At 63.6% G+C, this 20,557-nt stretch carries 18 protein-coding genes; 8 read left to right on the forward strand and 10 right to left on the reverse strand.

The genetic code is table 11. From position 1 onward, the window contains the following. Positions 1 to 252: 252 nt before the first annotated feature. The 3 genes from ACQR3T_RS02145 to ACQR3T_RS02155 are packed head-to-tail and all read left to right on the forward strand — an operon-like array spanning position 253 to position 3,771. Positions 253 to 1,416, forward strand: a complete 1,164-nt coding sequence (locus ACQR3T_RS02145; RefSeq protein WP_428692403.1) for an ABC transporter substrate-binding protein — start codon at positions 253 to 255, stop codon at positions 1,414 to 1,416. A 50-nt stretch (positions 1,417 to 1,466) separates the two neighbouring features. Next, the gene (locus ACQR3T_RS02150; protein ID WP_428692404.1) at positions 1,467 to 2,435 is read left to right on the forward strand and encodes an isopenicillin N synthase family dioxygenase; all 969 of its coding nucleotides are present in this window, start codon (positions 1,467 to 1,469) and stop codon (positions 2,433 to 2,435) included. Positions 2,436 to 2,469: 34 nt separating this feature from the next. Continuing rightward, on the forward strand, positions 2,470 to 3,771 hold the full coding sequence (locus tag ACQR3T_RS02155) for an amidohydrolase family protein (protein ID WP_428692405.1): 1,302 nt from the start codon (positions 2,470 to 2,472) through the stop codon (positions 3,769 to 3,771). A gap of 60 nt (positions 3,772 to 3,831) precedes the next feature. Here ACQR3T_RS02155 and ACQR3T_RS02160 read toward each other — a convergent pair whose 3' ends face one another. From ACQR3T_RS02160 to ACQR3T_RS02170, 3 genes are all read right to left on the reverse strand, one after another. Beyond that, entirely contained in the window at positions 3,832 to 3,987 is a 156-nt protein-coding gene (locus tag ACQR3T_RS02160; protein WP_428692406.1) for a hypothetical protein, read from the reverse strand. Positions 3,988 to 4,060: 73 nt separating this feature from the next. After that, complete coding sequence (locus tag ACQR3T_RS02165; RefSeq protein WP_428692407.1) at positions 4,061 to 5,350, reverse strand: competence/damage-inducible protein A; 1,290 nt, start codon at positions 5,348 to 5,350, stop codon at positions 4,061 to 4,063. A gap of 63 nt (positions 5,351 to 5,413) precedes the next feature. Next, the gene (locus ACQR3T_RS02170) at positions 5,414 to 5,968 is read right to left on the reverse strand and encodes a helix-turn-helix domain-containing protein (protein WP_428692408.1); all 555 of its coding nucleotides are present in this window, start codon (positions 5,966 to 5,968) and stop codon (positions 5,414 to 5,416) included. Between the two features lie 132 nt (positions 5,969 to 6,100). Here ACQR3T_RS02170 and ACQR3T_RS02175 point away from each other — a divergent pair, with 132 nt between their 5' ends. The 5 genes from ACQR3T_RS02175 (at position 6,101) to ACQR3T_RS02195 (ending at position 11,892) form a co-directional block, all read left to right on the forward strand. Next, a complete protein-coding gene (locus ACQR3T_RS02175) occupies positions 6,101 to 7,357 on the forward strand; it encodes an MFS transporter (RefSeq protein WP_428692409.1) in 1,257 nt (418 codons plus the stop codon). Between the two features lie 21 nt (positions 7,358 to 7,378). Continuing rightward, entirely contained in the window at positions 7,379 to 8,038 is a 660-nt protein-coding gene (locus tag ACQR3T_RS02180; protein WP_032377186.1) for a response regulator transcription factor, read from the forward strand. A gap of 1 nt (position 8,039) precedes the next feature. Further along, positions 8,040 to 9,440, forward strand: a complete 1,401-nt coding sequence (locus ACQR3T_RS02185) for a sensor histidine kinase (protein ID WP_230594526.1) — start codon at positions 8,040 to 8,042, stop codon at positions 9,438 to 9,440. Between the two features lie 123 nt (positions 9,441 to 9,563). Beyond that, on the forward strand, positions 9,564 to 10,928 hold the full coding sequence (locus tag ACQR3T_RS02190) for an MFS transporter (protein ID WP_032378247.1): 1,365 nt from the start codon (positions 9,564 to 9,566) through the stop codon (positions 10,926 to 10,928). 25 nt (positions 10,929 to 10,953) lie between these two features. Next, positions 10,954 to 11,892, forward strand: a complete 939-nt coding sequence (locus ACQR3T_RS02195) for a TAXI family TRAP transporter solute-binding subunit (protein ID WP_428692410.1) — start codon at positions 10,954 to 10,956, stop codon at positions 11,890 to 11,892. Between the two features lie 17 nt (positions 11,893 to 11,909). Here the strand turns inward: ACQR3T_RS02195 and araA are convergent, their stop codons facing one another. From araA to ACQR3T_RS02230, 7 genes are read right to left on the reverse strand one after another with little or no spacing between them, the layout of a single operon-like run. Next, positions 11,910 to 13,394, reverse strand: coding sequence for an L-arabinose isomerase (gene araA / locus ACQR3T_RS02200; RefSeq protein ID WP_428692411.1), 1,485 nt, complete (start codon positions 13,392 to 13,394; stop codon positions 11,910 to 11,912). Between the two features lie 38 nt (positions 13,395 to 13,432). Further along, positions 13,433 to 14,110 carry an L-ribulose-5-phosphate 4-epimerase gene (locus ACQR3T_RS02205; RefSeq protein ID WP_428692412.1) on the reverse strand — a complete coding sequence of 226 codons (678 nt, stop codon included), beginning with the start codon at positions 14,108 to 14,110 and terminating at the stop codon, positions 13,433 to 13,435. Continuing rightward, positions 14,107 to 15,780, reverse strand: a complete 1,674-nt coding sequence (araB, locus tag ACQR3T_RS02210) for a ribulokinase (RefSeq protein WP_428692413.1) — start codon at positions 15,778 to 15,780, stop codon at positions 14,107 to 14,109. The genes ACQR3T_RS02205 and araB overlap by 4 nt, the downstream gene beginning before the upstream one ends. After that, positions 15,770 to 16,831, reverse strand: coding sequence for a LacI family DNA-binding transcriptional regulator (locus ACQR3T_RS02215; RefSeq protein ID WP_230594525.1), 1,062 nt, complete (start codon positions 16,829 to 16,831; stop codon positions 15,770 to 15,772). Before ACQR3T_RS02215 ends, araB begins: the two co-directional genes overlap by 11 nt. Continuing rightward, positions 16,828 to 17,865: a galactofuranose ABC transporter, permease protein YjfF gene (gene yjfF / locus ACQR3T_RS02220; protein WP_428692414.1), complete on the reverse strand. Its 1,038-nt coding sequence runs from the start codon at positions 17,863 to 17,865 to the stop codon at positions 16,828 to 16,830. The genes ACQR3T_RS02215 and yjfF overlap by 4 nt, the downstream gene beginning before the upstream one ends. Continuing rightward, positions 17,862 to 18,926: an ABC transporter permease gene (locus tag ACQR3T_RS02225; protein WP_428692415.1), complete on the reverse strand. Its 1,065-nt coding sequence runs from the start codon at positions 18,924 to 18,926 to the stop codon at positions 17,862 to 17,864. The genes yjfF and ACQR3T_RS02225 overlap by 4 nt, the downstream gene beginning before the upstream one ends. After that, on the reverse strand, positions 18,923 to 20,554 hold the full coding sequence (locus ACQR3T_RS02230) for a sugar ABC transporter ATP-binding protein (protein ID WP_428692416.1): 1,632 nt from the start codon (positions 20,552 to 20,554) through the stop codon (positions 18,923 to 18,925). The genes ACQR3T_RS02225 and ACQR3T_RS02230 overlap by 4 nt, the downstream gene beginning before the upstream one ends. Positions 20,555 to 20,557 lie beyond the last annotated feature (3 nt).

Genomic DNA, 20,557 nt, shown 5'->3' on the forward strand with positions numbered 1-20,557 from the left:
TTTGTAGCATGAATTACATGCATTGCAGTGACGTTGCGGTTCGTTAAGTTCATATCACGAACGTGGCACTTCAGCACTCTCGAGCTGGAATTTGCTGAGCAATGGGCATGATTCGTGCGGCTGAAGTGCCGTTCAGCTTTACATGCAATCTGATTCCATGCACACTGTCGTCAGTCGTTGACCGCCCTGGGCGTCGAATAGCGGCTTCGCGCACCGTCTCCCGTAATTTCCTTCAGTAGAGAGTTGCTTGCCATGGTCAAGAAGAACCACTTCGTCGGCGCAGCGGTAGTGCTGGCCGTCGCGATCACCGCGAGTGCCTGCAGCGCCGACGAGGCTGACCCCACTGCCGTCGCGTCGATCGAACCCGTTGCGGCCGAGGAGAGCCTGTCCGGCGTATGTCCTTCCGCGGTGACTGTTCAGTTGCAGTGGCAGCCCCAATCCGACATGGGCGCACTGTTCGAGATGCTCGGTCCGGGATATACCGTCGACTCCGACGAGAAGTCGGTCACCGGCCCCCTCGTCGCGGAGGGCAAGGACACCGGAGTCGACATCACGCTCCGGGCGGGCGGGCCGGCCATCGGTTTTCAGTCGGTGACTTCACAGATGTACGTGGACGATTCGATAGACCTCGGAATCGTGCACGGGGACCAGGTCATTGCCGCGGCTGCAGATCAGCCGGTGGTCGGTGTGACTCCACTGTTGAAGTACAGTCCCGCAATTCTGATGTGGGATCCGGAGAGTCATCCGGACTGGACCTCGATCGAGGACATCGGCAAGTCCGACGCCACCGTCGTGGTGTCCAAGGAACAGATCTTTCCGCAATGGCTCGTCGACAAGGGGCTGCTGAAATCTTCTCAACTCGACACCGGATACGACGGTGCCCCGGCTCGTTTCGTCGGTGACCCTGAGATCGCCCAGCAAGGATTTGCCAACTCCGAGCCGTACACCTACGAATCGGACACCCCGGCGTGGTCCAAGCCCGTCTCGTACCAACTGGTGAAGGACACAGGATTCGAGATCTACGCATCCAACGTTTCGGTTCGGGCCGACAGGCTGGAGGCTCTGTCGCCCTGCCTCGACAAGCTGGTTCCGATCGTTCAGCAGGCAACCGCGGACTACATCACCTCACCCGATGCCACCAATTCCGTGATCGTCGACATCGTGTCGCAGGACACCTCGTTCACCCCGTACACCGAAGGCGAGGCCGCGTTCAGCTCGACGCTGCTGAAAGACCAGGGGCTGATCGCCGATGAAGCCGACGGTTCCGTCGGGACATACGACCCGGTTCGCACGCAGAGCAATCTCACCGAGCTCGGTCCGGTTCTCACCGCCGGAGGCGCGCAGCTTCCGGCCGATCTGACTGCCGAGCAGCTGTTCACCAACCGCTTCACCGACTCGGCCATCGGGATCGGCTGACGGCGCTTCACCCGACAAGAACTGCCCAACTCATAGGAGAATCGATCACAATGAACTACGACCTGACCGAACTGGACCGCGAAAGCCGGATGGGCGGCGTCGGGACCGAGACGACGACCCGCGAGATCAGACGAATCGATCTGTCCGACTTCGATGCTCGTCGCGACGACATCACCGAGGCGTTGTGGTCCGCGGCCACGGACATCGGCTTCTTCCAGGTGGTCGAGCATGGGATAGACCTCGACGAGGTGCGCCGCGCCTTCGAGGCGGCCGAAGCGTTCTTCGCCTTACCGGAGGCAGTCAAGACGCAGTATCCGCTGAAGAAGGGCGTCAACTCCGGCTGGGAGTACAAATCCCAGGTCCGGCCGTCCATCGGCACACCCGATCAGAAAGAGTCCTATCAGGTGACACGACCACACATGGAATCTCTGTGGCCGTCCGAGTCCGAGCTCGCTGGTTTCCGAGAGACCATTTTGTCGTTCGAGGCGAAGTGCTGGGAGCTGGCCATGAAATTGCTCTCGTGCTTCGCGTCGAAATTGGGATTCGATCGAGAATTCTTCACCAGGGCCCACGACCCGTCGTCGCAGAACTATCAGAGCACGCTTCGGATGTTGCACTACTTTGCGATGGGCGAGCAGGCCGACACCTGGCGCGCAGGAGCTCACACCGACTTCGACTGTCTCACTCTGCTTTTTCAGCGCAACGGGCAAGGTGGACTTCAAGTGTGTCCGGGACGCGAGATGGATGCGCAGGAGTGGACGCCGATCGAACCGTCGGATGATGCGATCACCTGCAATATCGGCGACATGCTGATGCGGTGGAGCGACGACCTGCTGCCGTCCAACTTCCACCGGGTGAAGAACCCCGGGCCCGACGAGTATCAGGGTGCTCGGTACAGCCTGGCTTTCTTCGCTCAGGCCAATCGTGACGCCGTCATCGAAGGTCCGTCGGGCAAGTATGCGCCGATCACCGCCGAGGACTATCTCTACCAACGCATCAACGCCAACTTCGCCCGCTGAGCGTCGACCGAGCGTCATCGAAGGGACAAATCCTGTGCACGACACACTGATCCACGACGTCACGGTCTACTCGGGCGGGCAGTGGCTGCCACACCGCGACGTCGTGGTCGGTGGCGGTACGGTCACCGACATCCGCGACGCGGCTTCGTCGAACGCCGTGGGCATCGATGGAGCCGGCGGCTATCTGATTCCCGGCTTCGTCAATACGCACACGCATATGCAGCAGTCGTTGATGCGTGGGATTGCGGAGGGCATTCCGTTGCTCGAGTGGTTGTTGGCGGTGGCGGAGGATTCGGTGGCAATCACCCCCGAGCGGGCGTACACGGCCACCGTGGCCGCATCCCTCGAAGCGCTACGCAGTGGCACCACGACACTGGTCGAACACATGTGGCCGCACCCATCGACTGCGGTCCACGATGCGGTGATGAAGGGTTTGCGCGACACCGGTATTCGGGCGATTCTCGGCCGCGGAACCGCCGATCGAGCGGACCCTACTCGGCGCTGGGGTTTCGATCCGCGGTTGATGCAGCCACTGCACGACGTTCTCGATCACATCGACGAACTCACGAAAGCAACGGCGGGAACACGTATTACGCCCGCGATCGCCGTGCCCAACCCCCGTTCCCTGACGCCCGACGGTATGGCGGCGGTTCGCGAGTTCGCTCACACACGCGAGATGACGGTGATGATTCACCTGTTGGAAACGCAGACGGACGACGCCATGTGCCGTGAACGCGCCGGACTCGGTGCCGTCGATTATCTCGATCGGCACGGGTTTCTGTGGGATCGGGTCCTGGCCGTCCACTGTGTCGAATTGGACGCATACGGGCGCACGGTGTTGGCTCAGCGTGGCGTCGGGGTCTCCTACAACCCGCTCAGCAATATGCGCCTGGGCTCGGGCGTCGCCGCAGTACCCGACATGCTCGCCGCAGGGCTGCATGTCGGGCTCGGAGTGGACGGTGCCGCCAGCAACGACACCCAGGACATGCTGGAGACTCTGCGGATCGGCGCTTATGTGCAGCGGGCCGTCAACAAGAAGGCGGATCTCTTCGGATTCGACGAGATGGTGAACATGGCTGTGGGCGGGGCGAACTCGGCGTTGGGACTGCACGCGCGATCGGGCGGAATCTCGGTCGGAGACGTAGCAGATCTGACAATGGTTCGGTTCGAGCGTGACTTCGCATGCCTGCCGGTACGCGATCCCGGTGCGTCGTTGTTGACGACGGGAACACGTCAGATCGTCGATACCGTCTGGGTCGACGGCGAAGCGGTGATCCGTGACGGACACAGCACCCGTGTCGACGAAACCGAGCTCGTTCGATCGTTGTCCGCATAGGTACACACCGTCACCTTCGGACGCCACTACTCGACCACTCGGTAGCCCTCGGGCGACCGCTCAGTTCTGAGGAACCTCGTCGGTCGGAGGATGCGGCACGTTCTCTTCGTCCACGTGCGCGCCTTCGACTGCATCTGTCTCGGCGGTGTGGTCACGCGGACCGTCATTGCTGCCGTGGGACGGTACTGCTTCGCTTGCATCGCTGGGCATCGTCATGGAATCTCCTAGTGGTCGAGGCGACCGGTCGCCGGTATCAGGACCTCCTGGGAATGCCCCGCTGGACACAGAACTACACCCGGTCAGGCTTCAACGCGTCGGCGAGCATGTGCATCGCTGCTGTGGTGGACAGCGCACGCACACTTGCCCGGTCGCCGGGGAGATGAAGCGTGCGGGTCGAGGTCGGTCGGCCGACAGCGGCAATGGCGAAGCAGACGGTGCCGACCGGTTTGAGCTCCGTGCCGCCGCCCGGTCCTGCGATTCCGCTGGTGGATACGGCGATGTCGACGCCCAGTCGGGTCCGTGCGCCCTCTGCCATCAGAGCCGCGACCGGTTCGCTGACGGCTCCGTGCTGTTCGATGGTCTCGGCGGGAACGTCGAGTAGGCCGATCTTCGCTTCGTTCGCGTACGACACCACAGCGCCGATCACATACGCCGACGAGCCTGCGCGGTCTGTGAGCCGGGCCGCGATCATACCTCCGGTGCAGGATTCCGCAGTGGCGATTGTTCGGCCGGTCAGTCGGTCGGCCACGATGTCGTCGATGGTGGATCCGTCGGTCGAGAACACTTGTGCACCATGGTGTTCGTCGATGAGGCCGACGAGGTCGGAGTACGCGGTTGCTGCCGACTCCGCGTAACGGGTCACCATCTCCAGCTCTCCGAGACTCAAGCACGTGGTGATCTCGAGAGCGTCGAATCCTGGGATGGCACGTTCTGCCGTCCGCAATGTTGCGGCGAGATCGGCTTCGGACAGCCTGTATGCGCGAATGGTGTCCTGGCGGATCTGCGCGCGCCGAGACAAGACCTGGGCTATGGGCGCGCACGCGAGAGCCTCCGTCCACATCGCTTGTAGCTCGCGAGGAGGGCCGGGCAAGATCAACACCGCGGGAAGCGTCCCGGAATCGTTCGCTGATATCGCCACGCCAGGCGCAGTTCCGGTTGGTGAAATAGATTGCGCGCCTTCGGGAACCATGGCTTGCTTGCGAATTCCCGCCTTCAGCGGCTCGGAGTCGACCGCGGAGCTGAGCCGGCCGCGCCAACGCTCGACGATCTCGGAAATTCGCTTCTCGAGTTGAACGTCGAGGTGCATTTCTCGGCCGTACAACGCAGCGACTGTCGCCACCGTGAGATCGTCGGCGGTCGGACCGAGGCCTCCGGTGGTGACGATCAGATCGACGCGCTGATCCGCGAGAAATCGCAGTTGTGCCGTCAGGTCATCGGGTCGGTCGCCACAGATCGTGATGTGTGCGACGTCGACGCCCAGCTCGAGGAGTTGCTGGGCTACCCACGGGCCGTTTCGGTCGGCAACCCGACCGGCCAGCACTTCGGTTCCTGTGACCACTACACCCGCTCGCACAGTCATTCCTCGACCTTACTGTCCCGGGGTTCGAGCGGAGCTGCGGTGGCGGCTCTTCGTCGCATGACGTCAGTGGGTGCGCGAGGTGGTGGACACCAGCAGTGCACGCGCGGGTTCGTCGCCGAGTGCGCGGACCGAGTGAGCGTTGAGCGACGGGAAGTGCAGCGCATCTCCGGTTTCGAGTCGAACACCATCGTTTCCGATGGTGACCTCCACCGAGCCGTCCAGTACGTAGAGCCATTCCTCGCCGGCGTGGTGGGCAACCGGGGCATCCGAGGCGGGCGGGATGGTCAACAGGACGGCATCGATACCGGGGTAGTTGCCGGACAGGGGAGTCATCGCTCCGTTGGCAGAACCGTGGCGACGCTGCTCCCCGGCTCTCACCAGGTGAAACGAGAGGGTCGGCTCCTCGGCAACGAGTTCACTCAACGTCACCTGGAAGACGCGCGCAAGTTCGATCAGTGTGCCCACCGACGACTGCCGACTCCCTGATTCGATTCGTGAGAGCTGCGTGGCGGACAGGCCCACACGCTCCCCGAGGGCGGCCAGGGTCCAGCCCCGTTCGCGGCGGAGACTCGCGATTCTGCGTCCGATCCAGTTCTCGTCACTCGGATGGTCTGGCATGGCAGGAATCGTACTCACATCGACCGGCAGGTATTGCCTGTTGGGTTACGGGTGTTGCCTCCAGGGTTGATTTGTCGACTCCCGCCTGCGATGGTCGATCCTGGCCACAGCAATCGAGGGATGGGAGCAGCGGTGACCGATATCGGCTCGGAACAACCGTCGGGCAGCCGGAAAGTTCACGGTTCGACCGCTCTGTCCGTCGTGGGGCCGGGTGCAGCTGTGGCGGCAATCGTTCTGTTGGGCATCGATCTTCGCGTGGTGTTCGGGAGCGCGTCTGCCATGCTGACCGAGATTCGGCAGGCGTATGGGCTCGGTTCCGGTTCGGCCGCGCTGCTGACCACAGGACCGGTCGTGTGCCTCGGTGTGTTTGCCGTCGCGGCTACTCGGGCGGCTCGGCGATGGACCGTGCCCGTCGTGCTGACCGGATGTCTGATACTGATTTTCGTTGGGACAGTACTGCGGGGAGCGCCGTGGTGGCCGGCGCTCGTGTTCGGAACTCTGCTCGCAGGGATAGGTATCGCTGTCGCAAATGTTCTCGGGCCCATCTTGATTCGCCTGCTCTTTCCGCACCGGATCGGATTGACGACGGGCCTGTTCACCGCATTGGTCAGCGCCAGCGCCGGCATCGCCTCGGGTGCGACCGTCCCGTTCGACACATTCGTGTTCCACAACTGGCGAACGACGCTGATGGCCTGGGCAATACCGTCCGCCCTCGCGGTGGTGGCCATGGCACTTCTCGCACGACGGTATCGCCACGTCGACTGCACGACGACCTCAACGGACCGATCTGCGCCCAAGTGGCAGACCGCTGTTCTGCGGTCACCTGTTGCCTGGGCCGTCACTGGATTCATGGGACTGCAATCGCTGCTGGCCTATTCGATGATTGCGTGGCTCCCCACGATCTACCGGGATCGCGGGCTCAGTGCCGAGAATGCGGGACTGTTGCTGACTGCACTGTCGGTGTCGAGCATCGCCACAGCACTGACCGTCCCCATCCTCGCCGCCCGCTTCCGTCGACAGAGTGCGCTCGCAATCGCTGTCGTCGCGCTGTCCGTCGCGGGACTGATCGGCGTCCTCGCAGGCGGCGTCGAGCTGGCGGTGGTGTGGGCAATCCTGCTCGGACTCGGTCAGGGAGGCCAACTTTCGCTTGCCCTGACGATGATCAATCTTCGAGCCCCGAACACAGCGACAGCAACGAGCCTGTCGACGATGGCCCAGTCCATCGGCTACCTCGTGGCCGCAGCGGGACCCGTCGCGGCAGGCGCGTTGCACAGCTCGACCGGTTCGTGGACGGCACCCGTACTCGCACTGCTCGTGGTCATGATTCCGCTGACGATATGCGGCTTCACGGCCGGGCGAGATACGCCGGTGACGTTCGTCCAACCCTGATGGTGGCCTATCTTGATCTCGATGCGTATTGCAGTGGTGGAAGACGACGACGGGGTCGGTGACGCGTTGGTCGACGCGCTGACCGAGGTGGGGCACGCACCTGTTCGAATGCGTCGTGGTGCCGACCTGTTGCTCGGCTATCACGAGATGGATGTCGTTCTGCTCGATCTCGGGCTGCCCGACATGGACGGCCTCGACGTTCTGCGCAAACTACGGACTCTGAGTTCGGTCCCGGTGGTGGTGTTGACTGCACGGGACGACGAACGCTCGGTGGTTCGTGCTCTGCGGGGCGGTGCGGACGACTACGTCGTGAAACCCGCTCGGTTGGGTGAACTGCACGCCAGATTGGAAGTGGCCGCGCGTCGTCGGAGCGCGACGAACGACACCGCCGAAGACCGGTTGGTTCTCGGCGACATCGCCGTCGATCTCGTCGGTCGAGGTGTCGAAATCGACGGGCGTGAAGTTTCGCTGACGACCAAGGAGTTCGACCTCCTGGCTCATCTCGTGACGCGACGGGGCGAAGCAGTCAGCAGGGAGCAGTTGATGGATGCCATCTGGGGCGATGCGTACGTTGCGATTTCGCGGACGCTGGATGTGCACATGACGGCCTTGCGATCCAAGCTCGATCGGCCGGGAACCATCGTCACCATCCGCGGCTTCGGCTATCGCTGGGACAGCTGACGTGCGCCTGCGTGTACTGATGGTGCTGATGATCTACTCCACTGTCGTGGTGCTGGCGTTGGCAGCGCCGTTGGCAGTATTGGTGGGCAGAGAGCGGGCCCAGAGATTCACCGAGAACAGGACAGCCGCTGCAACGTTTTTCGCCGATCTGGGTTCGCGAGAGGACCGATCCGGGATCCCTCGCCTTCAGGAGTCTGTCGAGCGTTACAGCAATTTGTACGACGAGGGAATTGCCGTCGTCGACCGCAACGGTCAGGCGCGTGCACTGTCCGGTCTGGACTTCGAACGCGCCGACGTCCAGCAGGCCATCGCGGGAGCGTTGCGAAATCAGCGGGGTGACCTACCGTCGAGTCTGTCGCCGTGGTCGCAGTCGACGGCGTTGATCACTGCCCCGGTCGGCGGGGGAACTCAGGTGGACGGCGCGGTGGTCCTCGAAGCGTCCACTACCTCCGCCCGTCGGGATGTCGGTACTGCCTGGATGGTGATCGCCGGCGGAGCTCTACTGATTCTCGCAACGGTGGCGGTGATCGCTGTTGCGTTGTCTCGCTGGGTGGTTCGACCGTTGACCGCATTGTCCTCGCGAGTCCATTCGTTCGGCGGAAAGTTCCACGATCAGCTACCGATCGACGAGGTTCCGACGACCGAGCCGGCCGCCTACGACGGGCCGCCGGAAGTTCGAGAACTGTCTCGCGCGTTCGACGCCATGGCCGACGATGTCGAGGCAGCCACCGCTGCGCAGCGCAGGTTGGTGGCAGATACTGCTCATGCGCTCCGTAACCCGTTGGCTGCGTTGAGAATCCGAAACGATGTGCTCGGGATGCGCGTACCCGAGTCGGCAACCGAAGCGCACCGTCGGACCACCCTCGAGGTCGACCGCCTCAGTGCCGTCGTCGAAGACCTGCTCGTTCTCGCGGCCGCCGAAACCCCGTCCAGCACCCGATCGACGGGGTGCGACTCGGGCGCTGTCATTGCGGATCGGGTGGAGTTCTGGTCGAGTGCAGTAATTTCGGCAGGAATGAGTGTCCACGTCACGACGTGGGACTCCGAGGAGGACGGCCGAGTGGCGATGCCCGGGGACGACCTGACTCGAATCTTCGACGCCCTCTTGAGCAATGCAACCAAGTACGCAGGGGCCGGTTCGGACATCGAGATCGGGCGTCGGACATCGGACACGGACATCACGATGTGGGTGTCCGATACCGGGCCCGGCGTGCCTGTCGACGAGCTGCCGAAGGTCGCCGATCGATTCTTTCGGGCGTCGACTGCTCGCGGAGACGGAACCGGCCTCGGTCTGTCCATCGTCCACGCGCTCGCCGAGCGAGCGGGCGGATCCATCCGGGTCGAGGCACGTCGACCGTCGGGACTGCGCGTCGAGATTCGGCTACCGAGGGTCGTTTCCTAAGGGAGTGTTAGGAATCGTGAAACAGCTTGGTTTCGCGCTGTGCTTGCCGTCACAGTAGGGGGACTTCGGTTGCCGACTGCCAGCCGGCAGCCCACCGCACGCTGAATGTGGAAGGACCAGAGCATGGCCAACGAGGCCACTTCGATCACCGGTTCGCCGGGATCGACCCCACCCATCTCGTCTCCCGCCGCCACCCGTCGCGCCGTGTACAACACGTTGCGCGGGTCGTCGGGCAACCTCGTCGAGTGGTACGACGTCTACGTCTACACCGTCTTCGCGACCTATTTCGAGAATCAGTTCTTCGACTCGGCAGACAAGAACTCGACGATCTACGTCTACGGCATCTTTGCGGTCACCTTCCTGATGCGTCCGGTCGGTTCGTGGTTCTTCGGACGCTACGCAGACCGAAGAGGCCGTCGTGCCGCGTTGACGTTCAGTGTTTCGATGATGGCGGCCTGCTCGATGGTCATCGCGTTCACCCCCGGGCGGGAGAGCATCGGCGTCTGGGCCGCCGTCATCCTCATCCTGTGCCGTCTGGTGCAGGGCTTCGCCACCGGTGGTGAGTACGGAGCGTCGGCCACCTACATGTCCGAGGCCGCCACCCGTGAGCGTCGCGGTTTCTTCTCCTCGTTCCAGTACGTCACGCTGATCGGCGGACACGTTCTGGCGCAGGTGACGCTGTTGCTGATGCAGGTCTTCTTCGAGCGGGAACAGATCGAGGACTTCGGTTGGCGGATCGCGTTCTTCATCGGTGGCGTCGCCGCAGTGGTCGTCTTCTGGCTGCGCCGCAGCATGGACGAGTCGCTGACCAAGGATCAGCTCGAGGCCGTGCGCAGCGGAGCCGATCAATCCTCGGGATCCATGAAAGAACTTGTCACCAAGCATTGGCGCGCGCTGTTGATCTGCTTCATGGTGACCGCTGGTGGCACCATCGCGTTCTACACCTACAGCGTCAACGCACCCTCGATGATCAAGGCGGCGTACGAGGACCGCGGAATGACCGGAACGTGGATCAACCTGTTCGGGCTGGTTTTCCTCATGCTGTTGCAGCCCATCGGCGGGTTGATCAGCGACAAGGTCGGTCGCAAGCCGCTGCTCGTCTTCTTCGGCGTCGGTGGGGTGCTGTACACCTATGTGCTCATCACGTATCTGCCGTCGGCCACGTCGGTGGTGCAGTCCTTGGCGCTGGTCTGCGTGGGCTACGTCATTCTCACCGGTTACACCTCGATCAATGCGATCGTCAAAGCCGAACTGTTCCCCTCGCACATTCGTGCACTCGGCGTCGGTTTGGGATACGCGCTCGCGAACTCTGCCTTCGGCGGTACGGCTCCGTTGATCTACCAGGCCGCGAAGAACGGCGGGCACGTCGGCTGGTTCATCCTGTACGTGACGATCGTCATCGCCGTTTCCCTTCTGGTGTACATCTTCGTTCTGCGGAACAAGACCGAGACCGTGCTCGATCGCGAGCAGGGACGCGCATTCGAGTGACCTGTGGCGTCTTACAGTGAGTGACATGTTCCGGCCCGCAGCGTTGTTCTCTCGAAGGACAGCGCTGCGGGCCGCTGTCGTCGCTTCGGTCGCAGCTGCGACGGAAGCCTGCGCATCGGACCCGCCGCCTCGGTTGCGTCTCGCCGCCGGTGAGATCGGCGGCTTCTTCTGGGAGTTTGCAGGCTTGCTGGCCGACGGTGCCGCAGACACCGGTGCAGCGGATATCGTTCCCCTGACGTCGGCCGGCTCGATCGACAACCTCGAAGCCCTCGGTACCGGACGGGCCCAGTTGGCGCTGACTCTCATCGACGCGGCGTACAGCCATCCGAGTGCAGATCTCGCGGCGGTCGGATGCGTGTACGAGAACTACTTTCAGGTCGCGGTACGAGCGGACTCCGCCATCCGGACCGCAGGGGATCTGCGGGATCGCCGGGTGAGTATCGGAGCCGAGGGGTCCGGTGCGACCATGGTGTCGCAACGTGTCCTCGACGCGGTGGGTGTATCCGGATCGGCTGCGGTCGAACAGGTGCAGTTGCCGATGAGCGCGGCGGCAGATGCACTGGCCGACAACGAGATCGACGCAGTGATGTGGGCGGGTGGATTGCCGACCCCGGCGTTCGCCGCGCCTCGAACCGCGATCCGCTTGCTCGATCTGGGAGCCGTCGTCGCTGATCTGCGCCGCGAATTCGGTACTGCCTACGAGGCGGTGCTCGTTCCGGCGAACGTGTACGGCGAGCACCCCGAGGTGACGACCGTCGGGATTCCGAACGTGCTACTGGCGCACCCCGAAGTGCCGGACGGTGTTGTCTCGAAACTGGTGGGCGTGCTGCTGGATCGATCGTCCGCGCTGGTTCCGGGGCAGGCGGTCGGCAGTCAATTCCTCGACGCCCGCTCGCTCGTCATGACCGGCAGCATTCCCCTGCATCCCGGGGCGCAGCAGGAATACCGCCGACGACACGGTTGATCGGCAGTCGAGTCGGCTCACAACCTCGCAGCCAGTCGATGATAAGCCGCGTTCCATCGCAAAGTCTGCTGGAACCCACGCGTCGTGGTGGTGGAGTCGATCGCGAGCAGTTCGACACCGATCATGTCCGAGAATGCCTCCAGCACAGGCAGACCGATGGCCGTGCTCATGACAGTGTGGTGGGGAGCGCCGGCTGTCAACCACGATTCTGCCGATACCGACAGTGACGGCTGCGGTTCCCACACTGCACACGCCACCGGCAGCTTCGGCAGTGCCTCGTCGGGTTCGACCACGTCGATCACGTTGGCCGTCAATCGGAATCGCTCACCGACGTCGGACAGCCCGACGACGACGCCGTGTCCTGGATCGGCGGTGAATCGCAACCGCACCGGATCCTCACGTCCGCCGATCGAGAGTGGATGGATTTCCAGTGTGGGTCGCGACGTCGTGATCGATGGGCACACCTCCAGCATGTGTGCGCCGAGGATCTTCTCTTCTCCGGGAACCAGGTGGTAGGTGTAGTCCTCCATGAAGGACGTGCCACCGTCCAGTCCCTCGGCCATCACCTTCATGCCGCGCAACAACATCGACGTCTTCCAGTCGCCCTCGCCGCCGAAGCCGTAACCGTCGGCCATCAGCCGTTGCACTGCGAGTCCCGGCAACTGACGAAGCCCACCGAGATCCTCGAAGTTGGTGGTGAAGGCCTTGAATCCGCCGTCGGTCAGGAACTGCCGCATTCCGGCTTCGACGCGTGCACCGTATCGAAGGGAGTCGTGACGGTCCCCGTCTTTGTCCAGACTGGGGGCGATGTCGTACAGCGACCGATACTCGTCGACGAGTTCCGAGACTGCCGCCTCGCTGACACTGTCGACCACGTCCACGAGATCGTTGACGCCGTAGGTGTTCACGGAAACGCCGAAGCGTAGCTGTGCCTCGACCTTGTCGCCCTCGGTGACGGCGACGTCGCGCATGTTGTCGCCGAAACGAGCCAGCCGTAGCGACCGCAGCTCGGCCCGCCCGAGGGCCGCACGTGCCCACTGTTCCGCCCGCGTCCGTACCGTCGGATTGTCGACATGGCCTGCGACGGTGGTCCGCAGTACACCGACCCTGGATTCGATGTGCCCGAACTCGCGATCGCCGTGTGCAGCCTGGTTCAGGTTCATGAACTCCATGTCGATCGTGGACCACGGCAACGACATTCCGGCTTGGGTGTGCAGGTGCAGCAGCGGAACATCCAGTGCATCCAGGCCGGCGATCCACATCTTGGCGGGGGAGAAGGTGTGCATCCAGGTGACGACGCCGATGCAGTCGTCGGAGGCGTTGGCCTCGCGCATGCAGTGCAGGATGGACGAGGCGTCGAGCAGTACCGACCTCCAGACGATCGACACCGGTAGTGCGTCGTCGAGTTTGTCTGCGATCTCACGTGATTGGACCGCTACCTGCTCGAGCGTCTCGGGACCGTAGAGGGCTTGGCTGCCGGTGAGAAACCATACTTCGGACATGGAGATGTACCTTCCGTGGAAAGAGTGTGTGGCGCCGGTCAGCGCTGGCCGTAGACGTTCTGATATCGGTCGTAGAGTGCGTCGACCGACGAGCGGGGGATGGGAAGTGGTTGTCCCAGTTGATATGCCAGGTGCGCCGAGCGGGCCACGTCCTCGCACATGACCGCAGCCTTCACCGCAGATCGGGCGGACGGGCCGACAGCGAAGACACCGTGGTTCTGCATGAGTATTGCCGGGGACCGACTGTCGGCGAGGGTGTCGACGATGCCGCGTCCGATCGAGTCGTCACCGATCACGGCGAACGGACCAACCGGAATGTCGCCGCCGAATTCGTCGGCGCACATCGTGGTCACCACCGGAATGGGTTCTCCTCGCGCGGCCCACGCGACCGCGTAGGGCGAATGAGTGTGCACCACACCGTTGATGTGGTCGAGGTGCCGATAGACGTATGCCTGCGCCTCGGTGTCCGACGACGGCGCGTGATCTCCTTCGACCACTCGACCGTGCAGATCGCACACCACCATGTTGCCCGGCGTCAGGTCGTCGTAGGAGACGCCGCTCGGCTTGATGACCATGAGATCTCGCCCGGGAACGCGTGCGGATACGTTGCCCGCCGTCCACACGACCAACCCGTAGCGCACCAATTCCGCATGCAATGCGCACACGTCCTGGCGAATCTCCTCGACGACCTCGCGAACATCGTCGACAACTGTCATTTCGCTTCCAGCTTCCTCGTCAGGGCTGCGCGACGCAGTGATCGCAGCCGGCGCATGGTCGGTACGTCCCGACCGAAGCGATCGTGCAGTTCCAGATAGATCTCGTACAGCGAGTCGTATGCCTCCGAGCGGGACTCGTCCGGAACGAATGCACCGCGGCGAACCTTGCCCATCGATTTCGACGCCACCGGCACGTCCGGGTAGCAGCCTGCGGCCACTGCCGCGTGGATGGCGGAGCCCAGTGCGGGGCCCTGTGCGGAAGCGATGACGGACAACGGCATTCGTAGCACATCGGCGTAGATCTGCATCAGCAGTGGGTTTCGGGCCAGCCCTCCCGCCACGACGAATTCCTCGACGGGAACGCCGCTGTCGCGGAACGTCTCGACGATGACGCGGGTGCCGAATGCCGTTGCCTCGAGCAGTGCGCGGTAGGTGTCCTCGGGCCGCGTCGCAAGCGTCGATCCGATGACCAGGCCGGACAGTTCGTGATCGACCAGGATCGACCGGTTACCGCTGTGCCAGTCGAGCGCGACCAGACCGTGCTCGCCTACCTCTTGGGCCGACGCGAGCCGCGTCAGGTATTCGTGCACGGACTCGCCTGCGGCAGTTGCCGCTTCGCTGTAGGACGCGGGAACTCCGGTGCGGGTGAACCACCCGAAGATGTCGCCGACCCCACTCTGGCCGGCCTCGTACCCATACGACCCTGCGACGATGCCGCCGTCGACGACCCCGCACATACCCGGAACGTCGTTCAACACGGTCGAACTCATCACGTGGCAGGTGGAGGTTCCCATGATGGCGACCATTCGGCCCGATTCGACGGCACCCGCGGCCGGGGCCGTGACGTGCGCATCCACGTTTCCGACCGCGACGGCTATCCCCTCGGGCAATCCCGTCCATGCCGCGGCCTCGGCGGTCAATGTTCCTGCCCGCGACCCCAGTTCGCCCAGCGGCTGATCGAGTTTGTCGTCCACGAATCCGCCGAAACCGGGCGCGAGCTCGGTCAGGAAATCGACGGAAGGGTACTTGCCGTCCTGATAGATGCCCTTGTATCCCGCGGTGCAGGCGTTACGCACGTAGTTTCCGCACAGTTGCCAGACGATCCAGTCGGCCGCCTCGACCCACCGGTCCATGGACTCGTAGATCTCGGCGTCCTCCTCGTGAATCTGCAGCGCCTTGGCGAATTCCCATTCCGAGGAGATCAAGCCGCCGTAGCGGGGGAGCCAGCTCTCGCCGCGACGGGCGGCCAGTTCGTTGATGCGATCGGCCTGCCCCTGCGCCGCATGGTGTTTCCACAGTTTGACGTAGGCGTGTGGGCGATCGACGAACCGCGGGTCCTCGCTGAGCGGCGTGCCGTCCGCGTAGGTCGGCACCATGGTGCATGCGGTGAAGTCGATCCCGATGCCCACCACCTGCTCCGGCGCGATGCCCGCGGCGGCCATCGCAGCGGGGACCGCGCGGCGTAGGACGTCGCGATAGTCGTCCGGCACCTGCAGAGCCCACGCGTCGGGCAGTCGCACGGTGCTGCCGGGCAGGGTTTCCTCGAGTACGGCGTGGCGGTATTCGTGTACGGCAGATGCAATTTCGGCACCATCGGACACACGGACGACTACGGCACGGCCGGAGAGTGTGCCGTAGTCCACTCCTACCGTGTAGCGGTCATTGGACATGCGATTCTCCTTGTTGCGGTGCAACGGTTGTGGTCGGTTTCGGTGCAGTGGTGCTGGACGATCGAACGACGAGTTCAGGATCGATGGACGCCTCGGGCGCGGCAGTGTTGTCCAGTGCCGCGCGCAGGACGTCGATCGCACGTCTGCCGACTTCGGTGAAGTCCTGGCGGACCGTCGTCAGTGGTGGGATCAGGAAAGCAGCCTCGGGGATGTCGTCGAATCCGACGACGGCGAAGTCCTCGGGCACACGGCGGCCGCTCTCGTGGAACGCGCGCAGCAAGCCGAGGGCCATCTGGTCGTTGGCGCAGAATGCGGCCGTGACGGTGTGGTCCTCGGCGAGGCGGAGCCCGTTCTCGTAGCCGCTGCGTGCGGACCAGTCGCCGCGGAGGACCGGTGTCCACGCCAGCCCGGCCTCGTCGAGCGCATCCTGCCACCCTTGTTCACGGCCGCGGGATTCGGTCCATCCCTGCGGTCCGGACAGATGCACGATGCGTTGGTGACCTGCCTCGATCAGGTGTCGGGTGGCCAACCGAGCGCCGCCGATCTGATCGATGCCCACGGTCCAGGTCGAGGTGGTGGGGTCACCTTCGACGACCACGACGGGAACGACGGACTCCTCGGATCGAGCCGCTGCCACAGCGTCGTCGGTGGCGGCGATCAACACGATGCCTTCGACGCCCTGGTCGTGCAGGTGGTGCAGTGCGCCGACGAGTTCGTCGTGTGTCAGGGTTGCGAGACTGACTGCGCTGACGGAGAATCCGGCATCACGTGCCGCGCTCTGTACGGTGCGATGCGTGGTGCTCGGCCCCCAATACCCGCCTTTGGAGCCGATGATTCCGATCGACGCGGAGCGTTTGGTGACCAGTGCCCTGGCGGCACGATTGGGGCGATAGCCGAGTTGGTCGATGGCATTCTGTACCCGGTCGCGGGTTTCGGGGCGTAAATTGTTCTGACCGTTGATGACTCGCGAGACCGTCTGATGGGATACCCCGGCCAATCGGGCGACGTCGGTCATGACCGGTGCCTTACCGTCGATCCCTGTGTTGGTCACCTCTTTCTCGCCGTCAGCAGACGTTGGGCGAGAACGAACACCAGGAGCAGCACTCCGATCGTAATCCGCGTCCACCACGAGCTCAGGGTTCCGTCGAAGGCGATGAAAGTCTGGATGGCACCGAGGATCAGGACTCCCACCAGCGAGCCGAGGACGTACCCGCGACCACCGGTGAGCAGCGTTCCGCCGATCACCACCGCAGCGATGGCGTCGAGCTCCATGCCGACGGCGTTGAGGCTGTAGCCCGACAGTGCGTAGAAGGAGAACAGTAGGCCGGCGAGCGCCGCGCAGAATCCGCTGATCGTGTAGACGCCGACTTTCACGGCCGCCACCTTGAGCCCCATCAGTAGCGCGGACGCTTCGTTGCCACCGATGCCGTAGACCGAACGTCCGAAACGAGTGCAGGCCAACACGTATGCAGCAATCGCCACCGTGACCAGCGCGATCACCACGCTCCAGGTGATGGTGTAGCCGCCGGGTAGTTCGATGACGGCGAATGCGATGGAGGAGAATGTGTCGTCTGTGATCGGGATCGATTCGACACCGATCATGTAGCACAGGCCCCGGGCCAGAAACATCCCCGCGAGTGTGGCGACGAACGGCTGAATCTGCAGGTAGTGGATTAGGGCACCCATGACGGTGCCGAGCACGGCGCCGCACAGCAACACCACGGCCATGACCAGCAGTGGTGGCCAGCCCAATTGCAGTGTGCGCGCAGCGATCATCGTCGACAGTGCGACGGCGGACCCGACGGAGAGATCGATTCCGCCGGTGAGGATGACAAAGGTCATCCCTACCGCGAGGACGATGAGGAACGAGTTGTCGATCAGCAGTGAGAGGAACACCTGTGGATCGGCGAACCCGCTGTAGCGGAATTCGCCGAGTCCGAACAGACCGACGAACAGCGCGAATGTGGCGATGACCGGCAGAAACCGAGACGGTGGGGAGTACCGTTTCACGCGGTCCCAGGTCGAGGGCGAGGAGCCCGGTGCTGCCGCGGTAGTCGTGGGGGGAGCAGTCATGAGGTCGCTCACGGTCGTACCGCCTTGGTGGAGTCGGTGCGGAACCACGTCCGCAGTGATGCGCGGGCTCGTGGTGATTGCAGCAGGCAGACCACGATGATGACGACCGCTTTGAACAGGTAGTTGGCCTCGGAGGGAATACCGACATTGGTGATGGTGCGCGTGAGTGTGCCGATGAGCAGGGCACCGACGACGGTGCCGGCGATGGAGAATCGACCACCGGTCAGAGCAGTGCCGCCGATGACGACAGCGAGGATGGCGTCGAGCTCGATCCACTGGCCCAGACTGTTCGCGTTCACCGAGTTGGTGTTCGCAGCAATGATCAGACCGGCCATCCCGCTGCACACCGCGGCGAACACGTAGACCGTCCAGACGATCGTCCGCGACTGGACACCGGCCAATCTGCTTGCCTCCGGATTGATTCCGACGGCTTCGACGAGCATTCCCAGTGCGGTCCGACGGGTCAGCAGTGCGGTTGCTGCCACGACCACCAGAGCAATGATCAGTGCCAGTGGTAGTCCGAGAAGCGTGCCCGACGCGAGCTTGCTGAAGGCAGGGTTGTTGACTGTCGTGATGTTTCCGTCGGTGATCAACATGGCCAGGCCACGACCGGCGACCATCAGAATGAGCGTCGCGATGATGGGTTGAATCCCGAAGACCGACACCAGAAGGCCGTTCCACAGACCCAGCAACAGACATGTTCCCAGTGCCCAGACGACAGCCATGATCATCGTCGTGGTGGCACCCTCGTCCGGTGCCGCGACGATTCGGGTACACGCCACGGCGGCAGCGATGACTGCCACTGCGCCGACGGAGAGGTCGATGCCGCGGGTTGCCACCACCAGCGTCATGCCGACGGCCACCAGAATGAGCGGCGCGGAGTTGCGTGCGATATCGACGATGTTTCCGAACAGGCCACCGTTCTCTATTCGAATGTCGAGGAAATCCGGTGTCACAATGACATTGACGACGATCAGCGCTATCAGAGCCAGCAGCGGCCAGATGACCGGCTGGGCGAGGGCGGCACGTGCGCGAGCAGGCGCGCCGGCCGATGGTTCGAGGGTTTCGGTCATGATGCGACATTCCTGTCGGTGGTCGAAGTGGCGGCCGCGACGGGTTCGTCGGTGCGCACCCCGGCTGCGATGGTGGCGAGCACGTCGCCGACCGACACACCGTCGTTGATACGTTCGTCGATCTTGCGGTGATCTCGCATGACCACGATGCGGTCACTGAGGCGCAGGATCTCTTCGAGCTCGGCGGAAATGAACACCACCGACATTCCGCGCGCGGCCAGATCGGCCACCAGGGTTTGGATCTGCGCTTTGGCACCGATGTCGATTCCGCGTGTCGGTTCGTCCAGAATCAGCAGCTCGGGTTCGGTGATGAGCCAGCGGGCGAGGAGCACTTTCTGTTGGTTGCCACCGGACAGGTTGCGCATCAATGCGTTCGGATCGGCGGGCCTGATGTCGAGTGCAGAGATGTACTCCTTGACGAGCTTGGTGCGGGTGGCACGGGGGATGGGACGAAGCCATCCACGCTTGGCCTGCAGAGCGAGCAGCATGTTGTCGGCCACCGTCAGATCGGCCACCACACCGTCGGCCTTGCGATCCTCGCTGGTGAGGGCGATGCGCTGATCGGCGGCCTGGCGTGGACTGCGAATGCGGTGCTTGGTTGCATGCACTTCGATCGATCCCGAGTCCGATCTGTCGGCACCGCCGAGCAGGCGAGCGAGCTCGGTACGGCCGGACCCGAGCAGACCGGCGATGCCGACGACCTGTCCCGCATGCAGACGCAGATCGGTTGCTTCCAGCGCGCCCTTGCGTCCGATGCCCAACACTTCCACGACGGGCGTCTGTTCATCGGAAACCATCACCGGCTCGCGGCTGTCGAGTTCGCGCAAGGTGTCCAGTTCGCGACCGATCATCAACTCGACCAACTCGAACTGCGGAGTGTCGGCGACCAGGCGCTCGGAGACGAGCTTTCCGTTGCGCAGGATCGTCATTCGGTCGGAGATGCGGTAGATCTGGTCGAGAAAGTGCGACACGAAGACGATCGAGGTTCCGTCTTCCCTCAGCCGTTCGATGACGGAGTACAGGGTTTCGACCTCGTCCTTGTCCAGACTCGAGGTCGGCTCGTCCAGGATGAGGACGCGGGCGTCGACATCGACTGCACGGGCGATGGCGACGAGCTGTTGCACGGCGATCGGATGGTCACCGAGGACCGACGACGGCTCGATGTCGAGCCCCAGCCGGTCGAGAGTCGTTCTGGCACGGCGGTTCATCGCTCGCGTGTCGATACCGCCGATGGCCCCCAACAGTTTTCCGGGTAGGCGTCGGGGCTCACGCCCCAAGAGCATGTTCTCTGCGACAGTCAGATTCGGAAGTAGGTTCACTTCCTGGTAGACGGTGCTGATACCTGCAGCCTGGGCCGCGCTCGGCGTCGCGAACTCGTGTTCGGTTCCGTCGATCGTGACCGTTCCGCTGTCGATCGAGTAGACCCCGGTCAGTGCCTTGATCAACGTCGATTTACCGGCACCGTTCTCACCCATCAGCGAATGCACCTCGCCGGGGAAGAGCCGCAACGACACCCCGTCGAGGGCTCGGACGGCACCGAAGGTGATCGAGATGTCTTTCATCTCCACGAGCGGAGTCGGCTCTGTGCTGAGGATCGGCTCCGCGGTGGGAACAGTGTCGGTATGCATGCG

It is taken from the genome of Rhodococcus sp. IEGM1428 (genome assembly GCF_050321865.1).
In the GTDB taxonomy this organism is placed as follows: Bacteria; Actinomycetota; Actinomycetes; order Mycobacteriales; family Mycobacteriaceae; genus Rhodococcoides.

Excerpts from the sequence above, each read along its gene's own strand:
- ACQR3T_RS02145 (WP_428692403.1), top strand. The coding sequence starts at position 253 with ATGGTCAAGAAGAACCACTTCGTCGGCGCAGCGGTAGTGCTGGCCGTC.
- ACQR3T_RS02150 (WP_428692404.1), top strand. The coding sequence starts at position 1,467 with ATGAACTACGACCTGACCGAACTGGACCGCGAAAGCCGGATGGGCGGC.
- ACQR3T_RS02160 (WP_428692406.1), bottom strand. The coding sequence starts at position 3,987 with ATGACGATGCCCAGCGATGCAAGCGAAGCAGTACCGTCCCACGGCAGC.
- ACQR3T_RS02165 (WP_428692407.1), bottom strand. The coding sequence starts at position 5,350 with ATGACTGTGCGAGCGGGTGTAGTGGTCACAGGAACCGAAGTGCTGGCC.
- ACQR3T_RS02170 (WP_428692408.1), bottom strand. The coding sequence starts at position 5,968 with ATGCCAGACCATCCGAGTGACGAGAACTGGATCGGACGCAGAATCGCG.
- ACQR3T_RS02180 (WP_032377186.1), top strand. The coding sequence starts at position 7,379 with ATGCGTATTGCAGTGGTGGAAGACGACGACGGGGTCGGTGACGCGTTG.
- ACQR3T_RS02190 (WP_032378247.1), top strand. The coding sequence starts at position 9,564 with ATGGCCAACGAGGCCACTTCGATCACCGGTTCGCCGGGATCGACCCCA.
- ACQR3T_RS02195 (WP_428692410.1), top strand. The coding sequence starts at position 10,954 with ATGTTCCGGCCCGCAGCGTTGTTCTCTCGAAGGACAGCGCTGCGGGCC.
- araA (WP_428692411.1), bottom strand. The coding sequence starts at position 13,394 with ATGTCCGAAGTATGGTTTCTCACCGGCAGCCAAGCCCTCTACGGTCCC.
- ACQR3T_RS02205 (WP_428692412.1), bottom strand. The coding sequence starts at position 14,110 with ATGACAGTTGTCGACGATGTTCGCGAGGTCGTCGAGGAGATTCGCCAG.
- araB (WP_428692413.1), bottom strand. The coding sequence starts at position 15,780 with ATGTCCAATGACCGCTACACGGTAGGAGTGGACTACGGCACACTCTCC.
- ACQR3T_RS02225 (WP_428692415.1), bottom strand. The coding sequence starts at position 18,926 with ATGACCGAAACCCTCGAACCATCGGCCGGCGCGCCTGCTCGCGCACGT.
- ACQR3T_RS02230 (WP_428692416.1), bottom strand. The coding sequence starts at position 20,554 with ATGCATACCGACACTGTTCCCACCGCGGAGCCGATCCTCAGCACAGAG.